General features: G+C 75.8%; 18 protein-coding genes. 7 read left to right on the plus strand and 11 right to left on the minus strand.

What is annotated here, in order from left to right:
• Window positions 1-241: 241 nt before the first annotated feature.
• A complete protein-coding gene (locus tag ACFWH7_RS00165) occupies window positions 242-925 on the plus strand; it encodes a TetR/AcrR family transcriptional regulator (RefSeq protein ID WP_378214461.1) in 684 nt (227 codons plus the stop codon).
• Between the two features lie 136 nt (window positions 926-1,061).
• Window positions 1,062-3,299 carry an exo-beta-d-1,3/1,6-glucosidase gene (locus tag ACFWH7_RS00170; protein WP_378214462.1) on the plus strand — a complete coding sequence of 746 codons (2,238 nt, stop codon included), beginning with the start codon at window positions 1,062-1,064 and terminating at the stop codon, window positions 3,297-3,299.
• An 83-nt stretch (window positions 3,300-3,382) separates the two neighbouring features.
• Here ACFWH7_RS00170 and ACFWH7_RS00175 read toward each other — a convergent pair whose 3' ends face one another.
• Window positions 3,383-5,698 carry a sodium-translocating pyrophosphatase gene (locus ACFWH7_RS00175; protein WP_378214463.1) on the minus strand — a complete coding sequence of 772 codons (2,316 nt, stop codon included), beginning with the start codon at window positions 5,696-5,698 and terminating at the stop codon, window positions 3,383-3,385.
• Window positions 5,699-5,931: 233 nt separating this feature from the next.
• Here ACFWH7_RS00175 and ACFWH7_RS00180 point away from each other — a divergent pair, with 233 nt between their 5' ends.
• On the plus strand, window positions 5,932-6,465 hold the full coding sequence (locus ACFWH7_RS00180; RefSeq protein WP_378214464.1) for a sigma-70 family RNA polymerase sigma factor: 534 nt from the start codon (window positions 5,932-5,934) through the stop codon (window positions 6,463-6,465).
• Window positions 6,462-7,892: a hypothetical protein gene (locus ACFWH7_RS00185; protein ID WP_378214465.1), complete on the plus strand. Its 1,431-nt coding sequence runs from the start codon at window positions 6,462-6,464 to the stop codon at window positions 7,890-7,892. Before ACFWH7_RS00180 ends, ACFWH7_RS00185 begins: the two co-directional genes overlap by 4 nt.
• Window positions 7,893-7,977: 85 nt before the next feature.
• Here ACFWH7_RS00185 and ACFWH7_RS00190 read toward each other — a convergent pair whose 3' ends face one another.
• Window positions 7,978-8,766 (minus strand): alpha/beta fold hydrolase, encoded by a 789-nt coding sequence (locus ACFWH7_RS00190; RefSeq protein WP_378214466.1) that lies wholly within the window; start codon window positions 8,764-8,766, stop codon window positions 7,978-7,980.
• A 69-nt stretch (window positions 8,767-8,835) separates the two neighbouring features.
• Here ACFWH7_RS00190 and ACFWH7_RS00195 point away from each other — a divergent pair, with 69 nt between their 5' ends.
• Entirely contained in the window at window positions 8,836-10,233 is a 1,398-nt protein-coding gene (locus ACFWH7_RS00195) for a M18 family aminopeptidase (RefSeq protein ID WP_378214467.1), read from the plus strand.
• Between the two features lie 143 nt (window positions 10,234-10,376).
• Here the strand turns inward: ACFWH7_RS00195 and ACFWH7_RS00200 are convergent, their stop codons facing one another.
• Entirely contained in the window at window positions 10,377-11,024 is a 648-nt protein-coding gene (locus tag ACFWH7_RS00200; RefSeq protein WP_378214468.1) for an SRPBCC family protein, read from the minus strand.
• A 104-nt stretch (window positions 11,025-11,128) separates the two neighbouring features.
• On the opposite strand from ACFWH7_RS00200, the gene ACFWH7_RS00205 reads away from it, so the two are divergent.
• Entirely contained in the window at window positions 11,129-13,702 is a 2,574-nt protein-coding gene (locus ACFWH7_RS00205; protein ID WP_378214469.1) for a DEAD/DEAH box helicase, read from the plus strand.
• Window positions 13,703-13,773: 71 nt separating this feature from the next.
• On the opposite strand, the gene ACFWH7_RS00210 is transcribed toward ACFWH7_RS00205, so the two are convergent.
• The 8 genes from ACFWH7_RS00210 to ACFWH7_RS00245 all read right to left on the minus strand — a co-directional run bounded on the left by ACFWH7_RS00210 (window position 13,774) and on the right by ACFWH7_RS00245 (window position 19,441).
• Window positions 13,774-14,241 (minus strand): Rv3654c family TadE-like protein, encoded by a 468-nt coding sequence (locus ACFWH7_RS00210; RefSeq protein ID WP_378214470.1) that lies wholly within the window; start codon window positions 14,239-14,241, stop codon window positions 13,774-13,776.
• A complete protein-coding gene (locus ACFWH7_RS00215; RefSeq protein ID WP_378214471.1) occupies window positions 14,238-14,705 on the minus strand; it encodes a TadE family type IV pilus minor pilin in 468 nt (155 codons plus the stop codon). Before ACFWH7_RS00215 ends, ACFWH7_RS00210 begins: the two co-directional genes overlap by 4 nt.
• A gap of 3 nt (window positions 14,706-14,708) precedes the next feature.
• Entirely contained in the window at window positions 14,709-14,915 is a 207-nt protein-coding gene (locus ACFWH7_RS00220; protein WP_378214472.1) for a DUF4244 domain-containing protein, read from the minus strand.
• A gap of 271 nt (window positions 14,916-15,186) precedes the next feature.
• Window positions 15,187-15,993 carry a phosphotransferase gene (locus ACFWH7_RS00225; RefSeq protein WP_378214473.1) on the minus strand — a complete coding sequence of 269 codons (807 nt, stop codon included), beginning with the start codon at window positions 15,991-15,993 and terminating at the stop codon, window positions 15,187-15,189.
• 194 nt (window positions 15,994-16,187) lie between these two features.
• A complete protein-coding gene (locus ACFWH7_RS00230) occupies window positions 16,188-16,811 on the minus strand; it encodes a type II secretion system F family protein (RefSeq protein ID WP_378214474.1) in 624 nt (207 codons plus the stop codon).
• The gene (locus ACFWH7_RS00235; protein ID WP_378214475.1) at window positions 16,808-17,458 is read right to left on the minus strand and encodes a hypothetical protein; all 651 of its coding nucleotides are present in this window, start codon (window positions 17,456-17,458) and stop codon (window positions 16,808-16,810) included. Before ACFWH7_RS00235 ends, ACFWH7_RS00230 begins: the two co-directional genes overlap by 4 nt.
• A 7-nt stretch (window positions 17,459-17,465) precedes the next feature.
• Window positions 17,466-18,728, minus strand: a complete 1,263-nt coding sequence (locus ACFWH7_RS00240; RefSeq protein WP_378214476.1) for a TadA family conjugal transfer-associated ATPase — start codon at window positions 18,726-18,728, stop codon at window positions 17,466-17,468.
• On the minus strand, window positions 18,725-19,441 hold the full coding sequence (locus ACFWH7_RS00245; protein WP_378214477.1) for a CpaE-like family protein: 717 nt from the start codon (window positions 19,439-19,441) through the stop codon (window positions 18,725-18,727). The genes ACFWH7_RS00240 and ACFWH7_RS00245 overlap by 4 nt, the downstream gene beginning before the upstream one ends.
• A 145-nt stretch (window positions 19,442-19,586) precedes the next feature.
• On the opposite strand from ACFWH7_RS00245, the gene ACFWH7_RS00250 reads away from it, so the two are divergent.
• Entirely contained in the window at window positions 19,587-20,411 is an 825-nt protein-coding gene (locus ACFWH7_RS00250) for an HAD family hydrolase (RefSeq protein ID WP_378214478.1), read from the plus strand.
• Window positions 20,412-20,586 lie beyond the last annotated feature (175 nt).

Consider the following 20,586-nt stretch of genomic DNA (forward strand, 5'->3'; position numbering starts at 1 on the left):
GGGGGGGCGGCCGGCGCGCTCGGGTGGGGCGTGCAGCCCACCCCCCACCCCCCCCCCCCCCGCCCACCCACGGCGACCACACGCCGTCGAGCACAAGAACCACGGTTCTACCTCGCGCACCCACGGTTCTATCTCGCGCCACCACGGTTCTACCTCGCGCGGCCAGGGTTCTCTCTCGACCAGCCGGGGTTCTCGCTCGGCGGCCCCGGGTAGGAGGCAGCGGTCTCACTACGATGGCCCCGTGGACGACGGAGCGGGCACCATCGACCGGGCAGCGCGGCGCGACGGGGAGAGCGCGGGGGCCGGGGCGACGCGCGGGACGGTCCGCGACGCGACGCACGGGGCCCGCGCCACGGTGCAGGGGCGCAGCGCGCAGCGGCAGCGCGCGATGGTCGAGGCGGCGGCGCACCTGCTCATCGAGGAGGGCTTCGGCGCCGTGACCCACCGCCAGGTGGCGCGCGCGGCGGGTGTGCCGCAAGGCTCGGCGTCGTACTACTTCCCGACGAGCGCCTCGCTGGTCTCGACGGCGGTCGAGGCTGCGGAGGACGTGCGTGCGACGGCGGCGCAGGTGCGGGCGGACGCGCTGTCGCGGGAGCCTCGCTCGAGCGGGGCGACGGCGCGCGAGCTGATCGAGACGCTCTACGCACCCCACGTGGACGACACGGTGGTCGACGTGCGGCTGGACCCGATGCTCACGGCGATGCGCGACCCCGCGCTGCGGCCGATCATGCGCGCGTCGCGGCCGCGCCTGCTCGCGGCGGCGCGGACCGTGCTGGACGCGTCAGGGCACGCGCACGTGACGGACGTCGACCTGGTGGCGCACGTGGTCGACGCGGCGCTGCTCTCCGCCGCGGCGGCGGAGGACGGGCGCGTGCTGGACCACGCGACGGATACGGTCGCGCGCTTCCTGGACCATTGGCACTGACGGCGCAAACTTACTTACCGGTTATTCAGTTTTACCGGTAGAGTGGCGGCGCCCGGGCTCCCGAGCGCGTCGGTGGCGACCCACCCGACGCGCACCGCCCCGGGGAACCGTCGCCGTCGCCGTGGAAGGACCGTCCGTGAGCACCCTCCCCTACCTCGACCCCGCTCTGCCCGTGGCCGACCGCGTCGAGGACCTCCTCGCGCGGATGACGCTCCCCGAGAAGGTCGGGCAGATGCTCCAGCTCGACGCGCGCGACGGCGTCGGGCCGGCGGTCCTGGACAAGCACGCCGGTTCGCTCCTGCACACGTCCCCCCAGAACGTGGTCGAGGCCCACGCGCTCACCGGGAAGACCCGGCTCGGCATCCCCCTGCTGGTCGCCGAGGACTGCATCCACGGCCACTCCTTCTGGGTCGGCGCGACGATCTTCCCCACACAGCTCGGCATGGCCGCCACGTGGGACCCCGAGCTCGTCGAGCAGGTCGCCCGGGCCACCGCGGTCGAGGTCGCCGCGACCGGCATCCACTGGACGTTCTCCCCCGTGCTGTGCATCGCGCGCGACCTGCGCTGGGGGCGCGTCGACGAGACGTTCGGGGAGGACCCGTACCTGATCGGCGAGCTTGCGTCGGCCATGGTGCGCGGGTACCAGGGCGACGGCCTCGCGGACCCGACCGGGGTCCTCGCGACCGCCAAGCACTTCGCCGGCTACTCCGAGACGCAGGGCGGCCGCGACGCGAGCGAGGCCGACATCTCGCCGCGCAAGCTCCGGTCCTGGTTCCTGCCCCCGTTCGAGCGCGTCGCGCGCGAGGGCTGCGCGACGTTCATGCTCGGCTACCAGTCCATGGACGGCGTGCCCGTCACCGTCAACGGCTGGCTGCTCGACGACGTCCTGCGCGGCGAGTGGGGCTACACGGGCACGCTCGTCACCGACTGGGACAACGTCGGACGCATGGTCTGGGAGCAGCACATCCAGCCCGACTACGTGCACGCCTCCGCCGTCGCCGTGCGCGCGGGCAACGACATGATCATGACGACGCCGAAGTTCTTCGAGGGCGCGCTCGAGGCGGTCGCACGCGGGCTCGTGGAGGAGGTCGCGATCGACGCGGCCGTGCGCCGCATCCTCACGCTCAAGTTCCGGCTCGGGCTGTTCGAGGACCCGCGGCGCCCCGACGTGGCGCGCCAGGAGGCCGTCATCGCCTCGGCGGAGCACACCGCCGTCAACCTCGAGGTCGCGCGGCGTTCGCTCGTCCTGCTCGCGAACGACGGCACGCTCCCCTTCACGGGCGGGCGCACGGTCGCCGTCGTCGGGCCGAACGCAGACGACGACCACACGCAGCTCGGCGACTGGGCCGGTGCCTCGGGCCAGGCCGACTGGCTGCCCGACGGCCACCCGCGCGAGATGACCGCCACCGTCCTCGACGGCTTCCGCGCCCTCGTCCCCGAGGGGTGGACTGTCACGCACGCGCGCGGCGCCGACATCCTCACGCTCGAGCCCGACCCCGAGGGCGAGCTGTTCCCCGACGGCCAGCCGCGGCCGCAGGTCGTCGTGCCCGCCGAGCCCGACGACGCGCTGATCGCCGAGGCCGTGGCCGCGGCGCGCGTCGCGGACCTCGTCGTCGCGGTCGTCGGCGACCGGATCGAGCTCGTCGGCGAGGGCAAGTCGACCGCGACGCTCGAGCTCGTCGGCGGCCAGGTCGCCCTGCTCGACGCGCTCGTCGCGACCGGCACGCCCGTCGTGGTCGTCGTCGTCGCGTCCAAGCCGCTCGTGCTCCCGCCGTCCGCCCACGCGGCGGCCGCGATCGTCTGGGCCGCGAACCCGGGCATGCGCGGCGGCCAGGCCGTCGCCGAGCTCGTCCTCGGGCAGATCGAGCCCGAGGGCCGGCTCCCGATCTCGTTCGCCCGGCACGCCGGCCAGCAGCCCACCTACTACAACGTGGTCCGCGGGCAGCACGGCGACCGGTACGCCGACCTCACCCAGAGCCCCGCGTTCGCGTTCGGCGAGGGCCTGAGCTTCACGACCGTCGACTACACGGACCTGCGCGTCCTGGGCTCGGTGCACGGCCCCGACGACGTCGTGCGCGCCCAGGTCACGCTCACCAACACCGGCACGCGGCCCGTCCGCGAGACCGTGCAGGTCTACGTGAGCGACACGGTCACGTCCGTGACGTGGGCCGAGAAGGAGCTCAAGGCGTACCGCAAGGTCGCGCTCACCCCCGGCGAGTCCGCCGTCGTCGACCTCGAGGTGCCCGTCGCGGACTGCACGCTCGTCGACGCCCACGGCCACCGGGTCGTCGAGCCCGGCGAGTTCGAGCTCCGCGTCGGCCCGTCGTCCCGCGAGGACGCGCTCCTGCGCGCGCCCTTCACCGTCAAGGGCTGAGAGCGGGCCCGGTCCGCCGGACCGGGACGAGGACGCCCGGGCCGCGCACGGCCCGGGCGTCCTCGTACGTGCAGGTCGGGCCGTCAGGCGCCGGTCGCGACGCGCTCCGGCTCGAACGTGGACTGCTCGCGGTCGACGCGGGCCGCGCGGAGCCGCGACATGATCACCGCGCCGAACGCGATCGCCGCCGCGACGACCGCGATGCCGATGCGCAGCGCGTGGTTCGCGTCCTCCGGCACGCTCATGAGCACCACCGCGGGGGCGATGAGCACGGACACGAGGTTCATGACCTTGATGAGCGGGTTGATCGCCGGACCGGCCGTGTCCTTGAACGGGTCGCCGACGGTGTCGCCGATGACGGTCGCCGCGTGCGCCTCGGAGCCCTTGCCCCCGTACGCGCCGTCCTCGACGATCTTCTTCGCGTTGTCCCATGCACCGCCCGAGTTGGCGAGGAACACCGCCATGAGCACGCCCGCACCGATCGCCCCTGCCAGGAAGCCGGCGAGCGGTCCGACGCCCAGGCCGAACCCGACCGCGATGGGCGCGAACGCGGCGAGCAGACCCGGCGTCGCGAGCTCGCGCAGCGAGTCGCGCGTGCAGATGTCCACGACCTTGCCGTACTCCGGGCGCTCCTGGAACGTCATGATCCCGGGGTGCTCGCGGAACTGGCGGCGCACCTCGAACACGATCGCGCCCGCGGCGCGCGTCACGGCGTCGATCGCGAGCCCGGAGAACAGGAAGACGGTCGCGGCGCCCAGGATCAGACCCACGAGCGTGATGGGCGAGATGATCTGGTAGTCCAGCATCGCGGAGACGAGTCCGGTGCCGATGCCCTCGACGTCCGCGAGCGCGTGGCTCACCGCATCGGCGTACGACCCGAAGAGGGCCGTCGCCGCGAGGACCGCCGTCGTGATCGCGATGCCCTTGGTGATGGCCTTCGTCGTGTTGCCCACCGCGTCGAGGTCGGTGAGGATCTGCGCGGCCTCCGCGTCGCCGTCGCCGGACTCGCCGACCGACATCTCGTAGATGCCCTGGGCGTTGTCGGAGACCGGGCCGAACGTGTCCATCGCGACGATGACGCCGACCGTCGTGAGTAGCCCGCACCCGGCGAGCGCGACGAGGAACAGCGCGAGCCACACAGAGCCGCCCGCGAGGAGGAACAAGCCGCAGATCGCGGCGGCGATCACGCCCGCCGTGTACACCGCGGACTCGAACCCGACGCCGATGCCGGACAGGACGACCGTCGCCGCGCCCGTCCGGGAGGTGGCGGCGACGTGCAGCGTGGGCTTCGACGTCGTGCCCGTGAAGTAGCCCGTGATCCACAGGATGATGCCCGCGAGGACGATGCCGATGACGACCGCGAGGCTCGCGACGACGCGCGGGTCGGCCGCGAGGCCGGACAGGTCGCCGAGGTCCGCGGTGCCGTCGAGCGCCGAGAACGACGACGGCAGGTAGACGAACGCCGCGACGGCCGCGAGCACCGCGCCGATGAGCGCCGAGAGGTAGAAGCCGCGGTAGATGGCCCTGAGGCCGTTCTCCTGGCCGCGCACGCGCGTGATGAAGACGCCGAGGACGGCGACCAGGGCGCCGAGCGCGGTGACGATCAGCGGGAACACGAGGCCCTGCTCGCCCATCGCGGCCTTGCCGAGGATGAGAGCGGCGACGAGCGTCACGGCGTACGACTCGAAGAGGTCGGCCGCCATGCCGGCGCAGTCGCCCACGTTGTCGCCCACGTTGTCCGCGATCGTCGCCGCGTTGCGCGGGTCGTCCTCGGGGATGCCCTGCTCGACCTTGCCGACGAGGTCTGCACCGACGTCGGCCGCCTTGGTGAAGATGCCGCCGCCGACGCGCATGAACATCGCGAGCAGCGCGGCGCCGAAGCCGAAGCCCTCGAGCACGGCGGGAGCGTCGCCCTTGTAGATCAGCACGACCCCCGCGGCGCCGAGCAGGCCGAGGCCGACGACCGACATGCCGACGACGCCGCCCGTCCGGAACGCGATCCGGGCGCCCTCGGTGCGCCCGCCGGGCTTGGTCGCGGCCGAGGCGACGCGCACGTTGGCCCGCACCGCGAGCCACATGCCGAGGTAGCCGATCGCCGCCGAGAAACCGGCTCCGACGAGGAACGCGATCGAGCGCCCCACCCGGATGCCGCCGTCCCCCGGCAGGAGGAACAGGAGGCCGAACACGATCACCGCGAACAGGGCGAGCGTGCGGAACTGGCGGCTCAGGTAGGCCCCGGCGCCCTCCTGCACGGCCTGCGCGATGTCCTGCATCTTCGCCGTGCCGTCGTCCGCGGCCAGGACCTGTCTGCGCAGGACGAACGCGAAGACCAGCGCCACGAGCGCGATCACCGCGATGACGGCGACGATGGTGAGACTTTCCGAACCGAGCGTGAGCATCCGTCCTCCTTGACGAACCGCGCGACCGTCGCGCCGGTCCCCTGCCGGAGCGATGGGGGTGAGTCTACGCACGTGTGGCGTGCGTCACGACCACTCGTGCAGGACGTCACAAACGCATCCCCACCGCCCTCGGCGAGTGGGCCGCGGGAGAGGCTGCACCCGACCCCAACCGAACGCTCGCGACGGACGTTGAGAGGGGCGACGGTGTTCACGACGAGCAGGAGGCATGCGCGATGGCGCGTTGGGAAACGGTGCTGGACGAGATCGTCCGCACCCGGCGGAGGGCGCTCGTCGGGTACGCCTATCTCCTCACCGGGAACGCCGCGGAGGCGGAGGACCTCGTCCAGGACGCCCTGTTCCGGACCTTTCGCCGCGGACGTTCTGCGACGGACTTCCAGCTCGCCGAGAGCTACGTCCGCCGCTCGATCCTCACGGCGTACCTCGACGGCACCCGCCGTCGCAAGCGCTGGGACGGGGTGCGCCATCTGCTCGATCCGCGCCCCGAGGCGCACGAGCCGACCCCTCCCGAGGTGCGCCTCGACATCGTGGAGGCGCTCGGGGCGCTCTCGCCCCGAGAGCGCGCGTGCGTCGTCCTCCGGTACTTCAGCGACCTCCCGGTCCGCGACGTCGCCGCGCAGCTCGGGATCGGCGAAGGGACCGTCAAGCGCTACCTCAGCGACGCGAACACCAAGCTTGCCGCCCGACTCGGCCCGGTCCGAGCGGCCGACGACGACCTGACCGTGAAGACCCAGCGAGGTGTGCGATGAACCGGCCCATCACCCACGAGCCCTTCGACCTCGAAGGGGCCCTGCACTCCGCCGCCGCCGCCGTGCACCCGACGACGGACGACGCGGTCGCCCGGGAACGGCTCCACCGCGCCGTGCGACGTGTCCGCCGCCGCCGCGCAGGGCTGGTCGGGACCGCCGCCGCGCTCGGCCTCGTGCTCGCCGGTGCCGGGCTCACGACGGCCTGGGACCGAGGGCCTGACCCCCTCATGCCCGCGCCCGCACCGAGCCCGGAGCCGACGACGACGGACACCGGCCCCACGTCCGCGGTCGACTTCCCCGCGCCGGTGACCGCGGACGACCTCCGGTGCGGAAGCCCGGCACCGACCGCCACAGGTGCCGACCTTCTCGCGACGGTGGCCGTCGAGACGTCTCGGCCGTCGGTGCGATCGACCCAGCTCTCCGACGTCGTGGCGCAGCTCCGGATCGAGGACGGCGCCGAGGTGGTCGCGCTCGACCCCACCGAGCGCGCCGGCTACGTGCTGGTCCAGGACGGAACGGTCGTGTCGACCACCGTCAGGTCGTCCCACCCGGCGCACGACGAAGCGCCCACCAGGCTCGTCGGCGGGTCCGTCGTCCCCGTTCCTCTGTCCGTCGACTCGTTCGCGATCTGCGACCTCTACGGGGTGGGGGAGTCACCCTCGCTGCTGCCCGGCGAGTACGAGCTCGCCGCCGTCGTGCCCTGGACCGTGGTGTCGCACGCGGCGGATCCCGGCGGCGTCGAGCAGCCTCCGACGGGTGGTGCGGGCGGAGCAAGCCCTCTGTTCGACGGCTGGCTCGTCTCGCGCACCGTGCCGTTCGTCGTGGAACCGGCGGTCCCGTCCGGGCAGGATGCGGGGTCGGCGGCACCGGACTCCCTCGAGCACGCGGCCGCGAGCCCGACCTGGGCGTTCCCGTCCGGTCCCACGTCCGCCGATCTCGAGTGCGGCATGCCCGCGCCCACGTCGTCGACGTCGCTCCTCGCGTTCCTCGCTCGGCCGGGGGTCGTCGAGGTGGGGTCGAGCACGCCCACGACGCGCGGATCGATGGTCTATGGCGACTCGCTGGCCCAGTTCGAGGCTACCTACCCGGGCTCGGCCAACGCCTACGTCGTGGTGCGCGACGGCACGATCGTCAGCTCCACGAGAGCGGCTTCCCAGACGTCGGCCGACCTGCGGACCATGGTGGACGGCACCGAGGCGCCGGTCCCGTTCGAGTACTCCGCCGAGATCCGCTGCGAGGACGGCGCCGCCACGGGTCGGACCCTGCCTCCTGGCACGTACACCTACTACGGGCTCCTGCCCTGGACGATCACGTCGTACAGCCTGCTGCAGAAGGACGGCTCGTGGGGCGCCACGCAGTCCGCTGACGGTGCTCCCGTCTTCGAGGGTTGGCTCGTGTCCGAGCCGGGGTGGTTCGTCGTCCGCTGAGCACCGGTGCCCGCCCCCGGCGCCCCTCGTCACCGGGCTGTCGGGAGCGGGCGCCGCGGTGGCGCTCCCGGCAGCGGCCGCGCGATCACACGTCTCCCGTCCGCCGACGACCCGCGCTCAGCGCGAGGTGCGCGACGACGTCGGGCCGGACGAGCGGGAACAGGTGGCCCTCGCCCGCGAGCCCGACGCGCGGGACTGCGAGCCGGTCCGACAGCTCACGCTGCGCGCGCAGGAACCGGGCGCTCGCCCGCAGCCCGGTGACGAGCAGCGGCTCGGCGTTCGCGGGCAGGGTCCGGCCGTCGTCGAGCAGGGCGCGCACCCGCGGGGCCTGCTCCCAGCTCGCGAACCACTGGTGGGCGAGCGCGGTCCACGCGACGCGCGACCTGTAGCGGGCGCGGGCGACGTCGTGCTGGAGGCGGTCCGGTCGACGCGTGACCACCCGGACACCCGCGCGGCGCAACGAGGGTCCGGTCACCGCCAGGCCGACGGCGAGGGCGCTCGCCACGGCCGTACCCGCCCGGGCCGCGACGGTATCCGTGTGCAGCGCCGGGAGATGGACCTCCCAGGGGCTGGTCGGGTCGAGGAGGACGAGCCGACGGACCTCGTCCGGGTGCAGCAGCGCCCACTCGATCGCCGTGAGACCACCGACGGAGTGCCCGACGAGGTCGACCGGCCCCGACCCGTCGACACCGAGGCTCGCGCGCACCGCGTCGACCGGTCCCGTCACGGGCACGCGCCACGCGTCGAGGACCCGGACGTCGTCGGTGCGGGACTCGGTGCAGGGCTCGACGCCGGACCCGGCGCCGAGGGAGAGCGCGAGCGGGGCGAAGTCCTCGGGAGTGAGCGCCAGGCCCGGCAGGACGACCCAGGTCATGGTGACTCCTTCTCTCGCGGTGCGCGACCACCCTACGGAGCACTCCTGGGCGTGCGTAGGGTGGAGCCTGTGTCGACGCCCAGCACCCCCGTGACCGACCCGACCCTCCACGAGCGCGCGCACGCGCACGCCCAGGACCTCGCGACGTTCGTCGAGGCGTCCCCGTCGTCCTACCACGCGGCCCACGAGGTCGCGCGCCGCCTGGAGGCCGTCGGCTTCGAGAGGCTCGACGAGACGACGGCGTGGCCGTCGGCGACCGGCAGCGCGGGCGAGGGTCCCGCGGACGGGCGGTACGTCGTCGTGCGCGACGGCGCGGTGATCGCCTGGGTCGTGCCCGCGGGCGCGACCGCGACGACGCCGTTCGCGGTCCTCGGCGCGCACACCGACTCCCCCGGCTTCAAGCTCAAGCCCCGGCCGAGCACCGGGCGCGAGGGCTGGTGGCAGGCCGGCGTCGAGGTCTACGGCGGTCCGCTGCTCAACTCGTGGCTCGACCGCGAGCTCGAGCTCGCCGGGCGGCTGGTGACGTCGGACGGCGTCGAGCACCTCGTGCGCACCGGGCCGCTCCTGCGCATCCCGCAGCTCGCGATCCACCTCGACCGCGCGGCGAACGACGGGCTCACGCTCGACAAGCAGCAGCACACTCAGCCCGTGTGGGGGCTCGCGTCGGCGTCCGGGCCCGCCGGGTCCGACGCCGCGGGCGCGGCGCACGGGACGAGCGGCGGGGACGTGCTCGCGGAGCTCGCGCACCACGCGGGCGTGCGCGCGAGCGAGGTCGCGGGGTACGACGTCGTCGTCGCGGACACGCAGTCGCCGCGCGTGTTCGGCGCGCACGGGGCGTTCCTCGCGTCCGGGCGGCTCGACAACCTGATCTCCGTGCATGCGGGGCTCGTCGCCCTGCTCGAGGTCGCCGGCTCGCCCGACCGTCCCGTCGAGGGCGACGTGATCCCGGTGCTCGCGGCGTTCGACCACGAGGAGATCGGCTCGGAGTCGCGCTCCGGGGCGTCGGGCCCGTTCCTCGCCGACGTGCTCGACCGGGTCGCGGCCGGCCTCGGCGCGACGGCGGAGGGGCGGCACCGCCAGCTCGCGGCGTCGCTGTGCGTGTCGAGCGACGTCGGGCACTCCGTGCACCCCAACTACCCGGAGCGGCACGACCCCGCGAACCGGCCCCTCGCGGGCGGCGGGCCGATCCTCAAGATCAACGCGAACCAGCGCTACACGACCGACGCGCACGGCGCGGCGGCCTGGGCGCGGGCCTGCGCACGGGCCGGGGTGCCGAGCCAGGAGTTCGTGTCGAAGAACACCGTGCCGTGCGGCTCGACGATCGGCCCGCTCACGGCGACGCGCCTCGGCATCCGCACGGTCGACGTCGGCGTCCCGATCCTCTCGATGCACTCCGCGCGCGAGCTCACCGCCGTCGTCGACCCGTGGTACCTCTCCCGCGCGGTGTTCGAGGTCTTCCGCGGCTGACGGTCCCCTCACCGGCCGAGCACGCGGTCCTGGCTCGTCCCGCGCGTCGGACGGACCAGGACCACCGGGTCGGGCGGCCATGATCGCCTGGTCGGCGGTCCGGGCGGTAGCGGGGCCGGGTCGGCGGGCGGGCCGATGCCGCGTCACTCACGTCCGGCGCGCTCGCGGACGCCGCGCAGCATCTTCTGCGTCATGAGGAAGCTCACCGGCTGGACCGCCTCGACGACGGCGCGGCCTGCGGCACCGAGCGGCAGGTAGCGCTCGCGGACCAGCAGGCGCGACCGGGGAGTGCCGTCTGCGCCCGGCGGGAGCGGGCGCACGACGAACGCCCACGAGAACCGGAACGGCATCGTGTCCGGTTGCCCGGGCCCGGGCGCACCGAGCAGCACGAGGTGCGAGCCGGGCTCGAGCGCCGCGACCCGGAGGACGGCCTCGTCGGCCAGGTGGACGTCGTCACCCACGGCCAGGCCCTGCCAGCGCTCCTCGATCGCGTCGGCGCTGCGGATGCCCAGGCCGAGGAGGTTCTCGAGCGCGTCGTAGGAGTAGAAGCCGCCGCGCCCCTGGCCGAGCTGCACGAGCCACGGCCAGACGTCGGCCGGCGGCGCGTCGACCGTCACGGCCCGCGTCGCGACGACGGCCCGCGCGTCGGGCACGAGGCCGTCGCCCGGGAGCACGCACTCGTGCTCGCCCTCCCACGTGCCCCACGTCTGGGTCATGCGCCGGGTGAGCAGGAGCGCCCCGACGGCGAGCGCAGTCGTCGCCACGACCCGGACCCCGCGCACCGCTCCCATGACCCGATCCTCGGTCGCGCGCCGTGCCCGGCGCGAGGGCCGGAGGTCCCGAGCGCGGCCGCCCCTCGGCCGAAGGGTGGGCCGGAGGTGGGAGACTCGGAGGCGTGCCGCACGCCCCCGCCCCCACCCCCCTGCGACCGACGAGCGCGGCCCTGCTCGACGTGCTGCGCGCGGGCGGGCGGCGCGACGAGCGGCTGCTGCACGTGCGCGAGCTGCCCGCGCGGGCGGGCACGCAGGCCGAGTGGCCGGAGTGGGCCGACGCGTCGCTCGTCGCGGGCTACCGCGCGCTCGGCGTCGACCGCCCGTGGGAGCACCAGGTCGTCGCGGCCGACGCCGCGTGGTCGGGCCGGCACGTCTCGCTCGCCACCTCGACGGGCTCCGGCAAGTCGCTCGCGTTCTGGCTCCCGGCCCTCTCGTCCGTCCGGGCCGACGCCGCCGCGCGCCTCCTCGACCCCGGCCGCATCGAGTCGGTCGCCCGACGCGGCGCCGTGCTCTATCTGTCGCCCACCAAGGCGCTCGCCGCGGACCAGCTCTCGGGGCTCCAGCGGCTGCTCGACGCCGCGGGGGCGCGCGACGTGCGGGTCGCGACGTGCGACGGCGACACCGGGCAGGACGAGCGACGCTGGGTCCGCGAGCACGCCGACGTCGTGCTGACCAACCCCGACTTCCTGCACTTCGCCCTCCTGCCGAACCACCGGGGCTGGTCGAGGCTGCTGCGCGACCTGCGGTACGTCGTCGTCGACGAGGGCCACGCCTACCGCGGGGTCTTCGGCGCGCACGTGTCTCTCGTGCTGCGACGCCTGCGACGCCTCGCCGCGTACTACGCGCGCGAGGGCGACCGGCCGCCGACGTTCGTCGTCGCGTCGGCGACGACCGCCGACCCGGCCACGAGCGCGGCTCGGCTCGTCGGGGTCGAGCCCGACGACGTCGTGACCGTCGCGCAGGACACCTCGCCCGCGGGCCGCAAGACGTTCGCGCTGTGGGAGCCGCCGGTGGTCGTGGGCTTCGACGCGGCCTCCTCCGCCGGTCCCGCCGAGGGGCACGACGACGACCCGACCGTCCCGACGTCCGTCGACGCCGCACCGGAGCACCCACGGCGCAGCGCGACGGCCGAGGCCGCGGACCTGCTCGCGGACCTCGTCATCGCGGGCGCCCGCACGCTCGCGTTCACGCGCTCGCGCCGCGGGGCGGAGTCGGTCGCGGTGCAGACGCAGGACAGCGTGCGCGTCGTCGACCCGCGGCTCGTGCGGCGCGTCGCGGCGTACCGGGGCGGGTACCTGCCCGAGGAGCGGCGCGAGCTCGAGGACGCCGTGCGCACGGGCGACGTCCTGGGCCTCGCGACGACCAACGCGCTCGAGCTCGGCGTCGACATCTCGGGCCTCGACGCCGTCCTCATCGCGGGGTGGCCGGGTACCCGCATGTCGGTGTGGCAGCAGGCGGGCCGCGCCGGGCGCGCGGGTGCGGACGGCCTCGTGGCGTTCGTCGCCCGGGAGGACCCGCTCGACACCTTCCTCGTGCACCACCCCGAGGCCGTGTTCGACGCCCCGCTCGAGGCGACCGTGTTCGACCCCGCGAACCCGTACGTCCTCGCGCCCCACCTGTGCGCAGCGGCGGCCGAGAACCCGCTGCGGTCGGACGACCTCCCGGCGTTCGGCGACCCCACGGCGGTGCGGGGCCTGCTCGACGTGCTCGTCGCCCGGGGCGCGCTGCGCCGTCGTGCGTCCGGCTGGTACTGGACGCACGCGCAGCCCGCGTCGGGCATGACCGACCTGCGCGGTTCTGGCGGCGCGCCCGTGCGGGTCGCCGAGGCCCGCACCGGCCGGCTGCTCGGCACGGTCGACGCCGCGTCCGCGGACGGGTCCGTGCACGACGGCGCGGTGTACGTCCACCAGGGCCGCACCTACGTCGTCGAGCACCTCGACCTCGCCGACCACGTCGCGCTCGTGCGTCGCCAGGACGTCGACCACGGGACGTGGTCGCGCTCCACGACCTCCGTCACGATCGTCGACGACCCCGCCGACGGCGACGTCGCGGCGGGGCGCGAGGTCGTCGAGCGGAAGTGGGGACCCGTCGGCTGGGGCTACGGCCCGGTCGACGTGTGCTCCCAGGTGGTGAGCTTCCAGCGCCGCCGCCTCCTCGACATGCAGGTCCTCGGCACGGAGACCCTCGACCTTCCCGAGCGCACGCTGCCGACGATGGCCGTCTGGTGGACCGTCCCCGCCTCCGTGATCGAGGAGGCGGGCGTCGACGCCGACGAGCTGCCCGGGGCGCTGCACGCCGCCGAGCACGCGTCGATCGGTCTGCTCCCCCTCCTCGCGACGTGCGACCGCTGGGACCTCGGCGGCGTGTCCACGGCGCTGCACGCCGACACCGGCGAGGCGACCGTGTTCGTGCACGACGCCTACCCCGGCGGGGCCGGCTTCGCCGAGCGCGGGTTCGAGCTCGGCGCGACGTGGCTGCGCGCCACGCGCGACGCCATCGCGCGCTGCCCCTGCCACGACGGCTGCCCGGCGTGCGTGCAGTCCCCCAAGTGCGGGTCGTACAACGCCCCGCTCGAGAAGGCCGCGGCGGTCCGTCTGCTCGACGCCGTCCTCGCCCACGCCCCGGCGGGCCAGACTCCCGACCTCACGAGCAACGGCCCGGACTCCACGAGCGAGACGCCTGACCGCGCGAGATAGAACCGTGGCCACACGAGAGAGAACCCCGGTGCCGCGAGGTAGAACCGTGGTTGCGCGAGGTAGAACCGCGGTCACCGTGCGGTCGCCGGGCCTGCGCGTGCGGCGGCGCTCGCCCGGCCCAGCTCGACACCGAGGACGGTGACGCCGGCGGTCGTGGCGACGTCCACCCGAACGACCCCGCCGTCCTGCTCGGTGCACGCGGTGACCGACACCGCGTTACGGGCCGCGACCTCGCGGGCGCGACCGCACGGGTCCCAGCCGTCGCGGGCGGCCGTGGCGGCCGCGAGCGCCGCGAGGTCGGCCCCGGTCTGCGCCGCCCCGCGTGCCGCCTGGGCGTGCGCGAGCGCGGCGAGCCCGAGGGCGAGGACGAGCACGGCGGCGACGACGCCGAGCACGAGCACCGTGCCCGCGCCGCGCTCCGCGTCGGGCACCTCGTCGTGCCGCCCGATCCCGGCCCGGGCCGTACCGCGACCGGTGCTGCGAGCTCGCCGCGCACGCGTGGCCGGGCCTTCCCCGACCACGGCCCGTCCCGGGGTCATGGCTCGACCCACGCGACGGCCTCGCCGCTCGCGCGCAGGGGCGAGGAGGAGAGCCACCCGCCGACGACGGGCGTCGTGACGCGGACCTCGACCCACGGGTCACCGCGTACGACGCCGACCGTCGCGTCGGCCCCTGCCACCCGGAGCGCCGTCGCGCGCACGGTCGCGTCGTCCTCACCGATCGCGGCGGCGCGGGCGGCGGCCCTCGCCGCGTCGGCAGAGCGCATCTGTGCGCCCGCCGCCGCGGCGAGGGTGAGGACGACGACGAGGACGAGGACGACCGCCGGCAGCGCGACGGCGAGCTCGGCCGTGACCGCACCCCGCTCCCGGTCGTTGCGCGACCGGACCCCACGGGACCGGACCCCGCGCGCGCAGACCTCCCGCGAGCAGACCTCCCGCGAGCGGAGCGCCCACGGCCGGGACCCGCGCCACGGACCGGTGCCGGTGCCTGCCTCCCGTCGCACGGCTCAGCCCAGCGACAGCGCGCTGCGCACGATGCCGAGCAGCAGCTCGCGCACCTCGCCGCTCTTGAGCACGACGATGAGCAGCCCGGCGAAGCCCGCCGCCGCGACGGTCGCGATGGCGTACTCCGCGGTCGCGAGACCGGCCTCACCGTCCTGTCCCGTGCTCGTCCCCGTCAGGCGCGCGAGCACGCGCCGAACCCGTCCTGGCATGTCAGGTCTCCCCTCTCGTGGCCCGCGTCCGCGGGCGGTCCAGGACACCGTGGCGGGTCGACGACCGGGCCCGCACCCTGTGCCGCGCCGCCGGTGGACGGGACCCTCGCGCGACCGACCTGTGGACGGTGTCGGTCCCCGCCCCTCGGGGCATCGTCGCGAGAAGGACCCTGCCCGCGTGCACGTGCCGAGTCTCCGCGCTCGCCGGTCGCGCCGGTCGCGCCGCGCGAGGCGCGCGAGGCGCGCGAGGCGCGTGCCTGCGCGCGGACGGTCAGTCCCAGGTCAGCGGGTCCAGGAGGAGGTGGAACCGGAGCCGGTCAGCGTCGACCGGAGACCCGTAGAGCGGCTGGAGCTGGTCCTGGAGGTGCTGGGCCTCGTCCGGCCACGCGTCCTGCGCGCTCGCGAGCAGCAGCGACAGGTCGGCGTGCCGGTCGGCCACGCCGAGGCGACCGAGGTCGACGAACCCGGAGACCTCCAGCGTCTCGGGGTCGAGCAGGATGTTGGGCAGGCAGAGGTCGCCGTGGCAGACCACCCGGTCGGCCGCCTCCTGCTCCTGGCGTACGGGCAGCTCGGCGGCGAGCTCGGCGATCAGGTCGTGACTCGTCCGGGACTCCTGCTCAGGGCGCAGGAACTCCCGGCGCACCGCGCCGCGCGCCACCACGTCCTGCGCCAGCGGGTACATGGTGCGCAGCCCCCGGTCGAACGGGCAGTCGCCCGCGGGGACGTCGTGGAGCGCCGCGACCGCCGCGACGATGTTCGCCCACGCCTGGCGGACCTGGTGTGGACCGACCTGGTCGGCGGGCGTCCCCGCCACCGCGCTGGTCGTCAGCACCGCCCCGTCGGGGGCGTCGGCCCATCCCAGCAACCGCGGCCCGAGGATCCCCCGGGCGGCAGCCCACCGCACGCGGTCACGCTCCCCGGCCAGCGCGGCAACCTGGTCGCCGGTCGCGACCTTGGCGTACCGAGCACCGTCCGTGCTGACGAAGACCCGGGCGGACGACTCGCCGCTGCCGACCTCCTCCCAGATCCCCTGGGCGAGGGCGCCCCGCTCGGTCGGGCCGACGGCGGTCGCATCCATGGACCCACCGTAGCGAGCGGCCCGGTGGTACGGCAGGAACGGCACCGCGGTCGACCCAGCACGAGCAGCACGGGCACGGGTGCGGGCCCGGTGCCGGCAGCTCGGCAGTCCCGCCGTCCCGCCATCCTGCCGTCCCGCCGTCCCGCCGTCCCGCCGTCCGACGATCCCGCAGTCCGACAGTCCGAGAGGGTCGACTACCCGCCCAGCAGACCTGACCCGAGGGAGACAAGGACGGGCACCAGCCCGACGAGCACGAACGCCGGGAGGAAGCACGCGCCGAGCGGGAGCACGAGGTGCACGGCGAGGCGCGCCGCGGCGGCCTTGGCCGCGGCGGTCCGGTCCTGCCGCGACGCCTGCGCCGCGGCCCGCAGCGCAGGTGCGGGGGCGGCACCGTGCAACCAGGCCGGACGCAGCGCGCGCTGCACGACCGCGAGCCGCGGTGGCGCCGTCGCCCAGGCGGCGTCCCACGACGCGCCGAGGAGGAGTGCGGCGCCCGCGGCTCGCAGGCCGGCACCCTCCCGACCACCGACGCACGACCCGACCACGTCCAGAGCACGTGGGACGGCCGCGCCGGAGCGGACCGCCGCCGCGAGGAGCTCGAGCAGCACGCCCGTCTCGAGGGGCCCGGCGTCGTCCCGGCGCCTCCGGCCTCCGCCTCGTGCCTCCCGCTCACCCTCACCCCACGCCCCGTCGGGGCGGCCGACACCGCTCCGCGCGCGTCGCGACACCTCGACGACCCGCCGCACGACGGCCGCCCGCGCCGCCCACCACGGCGCGGTCGCCGCCAGGGCCCACGCCGTCACCAGGAGCGCGGTCACCGGTCCTCCCCCGCGCTGCGCGCCCGCTCGACGAGCCGCGCAGACCAGGTGCGGCCCGCGAGCAGGAGCACGAGCCCGAGCAGGACCCCGGCCGTCCCGAGGCCGCCGTCGGTCGCGGTGCCGAGCGGGTCGGCGCCGAGGACGTAGCCCAGCAGCACACCGACCGCCGGGAGCCACAGGAGCACGCGCGCGGTCGCCCGGGGCCCGGCGAGCGCCGCGTCCCGCTCCGCCCGGGCCTCGGCGTCCGCGGCGACCGAGGCCGCGACCTCGTCGAGCACGGACGCGAGCGGCGCGCCCACCTCCACCGCCAGCCGGCACGCCGCCACGAGGGACTGCGCGGTCGCGCGCCCGCCCACGTGCGGCGCGAGCTCGGCGACCCGGGGGACGCCCGCGGCGTCGACCCGCACCCCGACCGCCCGCTCCCACGCGACGCCCGGCGCGGCACCGGACCGCAGGAGCGACCCGACCTGCGTCACGACGACGCGCACCAGCTCCGGCACCGCCCGCGCCCGGGACCGGCGCCGCAGGAACACCGGTCGCCCGGGCCGCGGCGACGAGGTGCCGACGACGCTACGGGCCCGGCGCCCGCCCCGCGCCGCCACGCACCAGACCGCGGCCCCGACGAGCACGCCCACGAGGACCGTCATGGACGCCTCACGCGCACCACCGCGCGACGAGCTCGTCCCAGGCCGGGCCGGCGACCGGCCCGGTGCCGCTGCCGCCGCCGTCGCGTGCGGAGCCGTCGCGCGGGCCGGACAGCCCGTCCCACGAGGCCGCGACGTCGACCCGGAGGCCGGCCCGGACGTCGCCACGCACGACCCCGACCTGGGCGAGCACGCGCCGGGTCGTGCCGCCCGCGCGCACGCGGCGCAGGTGCAGCACGACGTCCAGCCCGCCGACCGCCTGTGCCGCCACGGCGGCACGGTCCATGCCCGCGAGCGCCGCCAGCGCCTCGAGCCTGGCCGGGATCACCTCGACGTCGTTGGCGTGGATCGTCGCCAGGCCGCCCTCGTGACCGGTGTTGAGGGCCATGAGCACCTCGCGGACCTCCGCCCCACGGCACTCGCCGAGCACGATGCGGTCGGGACGCATCCGCAGCGCGGCGCGCACGAGGTCGGCGAGGTCGACCTCTCCGGCACCCTCGACGTTCGCCCGCCGCGCGGTGAGCGGGACGACGTGCGGGTGGTCCGGGTCGAGCTCGCGCGCCTCCTCCACGCAGACGATGCGCTCGTCCGGCGGGACGAGGGCGAGCAGCGCGGCGAGCAGCGTCGTCTTGCCGGTGCCGGTCCCGCCCGAGACGAGCACGCTCGCGCGCCGGGCGACGAGCCCGCGCAGGACCGGCTCCCAGGCGCCCGGGACCGTGCCGGACGCGACGAGGTCGGCCAGCCCGAACGTCCGCGTCCGCAGCACGCGCAGCGAGATCACGGCCCCGGGCCCGCACACGGGCGCCACCACCGCGTGGAGGCGCGTCCCGTCGGGGAGTCGGGCGTCGACCACGGGCGAGGCGTCGTCGAGGCGCTGCCCGCCCGCGGCGGCGAGCCGTACGGCCAGCGACCGCACGGCCTCCGGACCGCCGAGGGGGACGACGACCCGTTGGAGCCCGGCCCCACGGTCGACCCAGACCTCGTCGGGCCCGTTGACGAGCACGTCGGTCACGCCCGGCTCGTCGAGGTAGCGCTGGAGCGGGCCGGCGCCGAAGATCTCCGCGTGCGCCGTGCGGGTGAGCTCCCGCAGGGCGGTGGTACCGAGCACGCGCCCCGACGCCCGCAGCGCGTCGGCGACGGCCGCGTCGTCGGGTCCCGCCCCCGCGCCGGCTCCCGGCTCGGCGCCGGCCCGCACGAGGCGGTCCCGGACGCCGTCGAGCAGCGGTCCGCGCCCCCGTTCGGTCCGCCCCGGGGCCGCGTCGCGCCCGCTCACCGGTCGCTCCCCGCGTACCGCGCCGCGAGGTCCCGACCCGCCCGGACGACCGGCCCCCTGCCGACGCACGGACCCTGGCCGCGCTCGATCGCCCCGGCGAGCGCCCGGTCCCAGCCGACCGTCGCGGCGACCTCGAGCCCGACGGCGTCAGCCACCTCACCGCCGGACAACCGCCCCGGAGCCGGCCGGCGCAGGACGAGCGCCGCCGGGCCGGGGACCCGGTCGCGCACCGCCGCAGCGCCCGCGACCCCGGCCACGTCGAGCGGCGTCACGACCAGCACCTCGTCACACGCCCCGAGCAGCCCGGCGCCGGCCGCGCCCGACCCGATCGCGGCACGGTCGACGTCGAGCACGAGCACCCCCGACCGCGCGGACGTGACCTCGGCGAGCGCCGCCACGACGTCCGCGAGCGCCGCGGTCTCCGGGCCGCCGCCGCGCTCGGTGCTGACGACCGGGACCGTGCCCCACCGCGGCAGGCGCGCGAGGAGGTCGTCGCCGTCGAGCCGGCCGCGCGCGTCGGCCAGGTCGGGCCAGCGCACCCCCGGGTCCTGCTCGATCCCGAGGAGCACGTCGATGCCACCGCCCACGAGCGCGAGGTCGACCAGGCAGGCGGGTGCGCGGCGTCGTGCCACCGCGCGGGCGAGCGAGGCCGCCACGACGCTCGCCCCCGCCCCGCCGCGCGCTCCCACCACCGCTACGACCGCTCCGCCCATCGCGTCCTCCCCCGCTACCCCGTCGACCGGCGCCCCACCCTGCCCTGACCGGCGGGGCGTCGTCGGGCCGGCCGCGCGACCTGTGGACGGGCGCCCCGGCGAGCGCTCCTGTGGACGGCCACGTTCCGCGGCTAGGCTCGCGACCGTGACCCCGCTCCCGGACCCGACGGACCCGCCGCGCGCCGGCCGGGTCGCCGCGTTCTTCGACCTGGACAAGACGATCATCGCGACGTCGTCCGCCGCGGCGTTCTCCCGGCCGTTCTTCGCCGGCGGGCTCATCAACCGCGGGGACGTGCTGCGCAGCGCGTACGCCCACTTCCTGTTCATGGTCGGCGGCGCGGACGCGGACCAGACCGAGCGCATGCGCGCGCACCTGTCGAGCCTCGTGACCGGCTGGGACGTCGCCACGGTGTCGCGCATCGTGGAGGAGACGCTGCACGAGCACATCGACCCCGTCGTCTACGCGGAGGCCGTCGAGCTCATCGAGTCCCACCACGAGCACGGGCACGACGTCGTCATCGTGTCCGCCTCCGGGAGCGAGGTCGTCGAGCCCATCGCGGCGGTGCTGGGCGCCGACCACGCGATCTCGTCGCGCATGGCCGTCGAGGACGGCCGGTACACGGGCGCGATCGACTTCTACGCGTACGGCGAGAACAAGGCCGTCGCCCTCCGCGAGCTCGCCGAGCGGGAGGGGTACGACCTGGAGGCGAGCTACGCCTACTCCGACTCCGTGACCGACGCCCCCATGCTGGGCGCCGTCGGGCACGCTTTCGTCGTCAACCCCGACCGGACGCTGCGCCGGCTCGCCGCGGAGCACGGCTGGGGCGCCCTGACCTTCTCGAAGCCCGTCGCGCTGCGGTCGCACCTCGCCGGGTCGACGCCGGCCCTCGCCGCGGCGGGGGTCGTCGCGCTCGGCGTCGCGGCGTGGGTCGTCTGGCGCGTGCTGCGCCGTCGAAGCCGCCGCGACTGAACGACGCGCGGGCCGAGGTCGCGAGCCGGCTCCCACCGCCCGCCGAAGGGCCCGATCCGGACCTCCCGGACCAACCGCACCGCGGGCGTTCGAACGCTGTAGAACACGGTGTGGAAGTCCCCGGGGAGCGGTTGCGCTCCCCGACCGTCCGGGCTGTGATGGAGGGACAACAGCA

It is taken from the genome of Cellulosimicrobium cellulans (assembly GCF_042723955.1).
GTDB classification, from domain to species: domain Bacteria; phylum Actinomycetota; class Actinomycetes; order Actinomycetales; family Cellulomonadaceae; genus Cellulosimicrobium; species Cellulosimicrobium cellulans_H.

Excerpts from the sequence above, each read along its gene's own strand:
- ACFWH7_RS00175 (WP_378214463.1), bottom strand. The coding sequence starts at position 5,698 with ATGCTCACGCTCGGTTCGGAAAGTCTCACCATCGTCGCCGTCATCGCG.
- ACFWH7_RS00180 (WP_378214464.1), top strand. The coding sequence starts at position 5,932 with ATGGCGCGTTGGGAAACGGTGCTGGACGAGATCGTCCGCACCCGGCGG.
- ACFWH7_RS00185 (WP_378214465.1), top strand. The coding sequence starts at position 6,462 with ATGAACCGGCCCATCACCCACGAGCCCTTCGACCTCGAAGGGGCCCTG.
- ACFWH7_RS00190 (WP_378214466.1), bottom strand. The coding sequence starts at position 8,766 with ATGACCTGGGTCGTCCTGCCGGGCCTGGCGCTCACTCCCGAGGACTTC.
- ACFWH7_RS00200 (WP_378214468.1), bottom strand. The coding sequence starts at position 11,024 with ATGGGAGCGGTGCGCGGGGTCCGGGTCGTGGCGACGACTGCGCTCGCC.
- ACFWH7_RS00210 (WP_378214470.1), bottom strand. The coding sequence starts at position 14,241 with ATGACCCCGGGACGGGCCGTGGTCGGGGAAGGCCCGGCCACGCGTGCG.
- ACFWH7_RS00220 (WP_378214472.1), bottom strand. The coding sequence starts at position 14,915 with ATGCCAGGACGGGTTCGGCGCGTGCTCGCGCGCCTGACGGGGACGAGC.
- ACFWH7_RS00225 (WP_378214473.1), bottom strand. The coding sequence starts at position 15,993 with ATGGATGCGACCGCCGTCGGCCCGACCGAGCGGGGCGCCCTCGCCCAG.
- ACFWH7_RS00235 (WP_378214475.1), bottom strand. The coding sequence starts at position 17,458 with ATGACGGTCCTCGTGGGCGTGCTCGTCGGGGCCGCGGTCTGGTGCGTG.
- ACFWH7_RS00245 (WP_378214477.1), bottom strand. The coding sequence starts at position 19,441 with ATGGGCGGAGCGGTCGTAGCGGTGGTGGGAGCGCGCGGCGGGGCGGGG.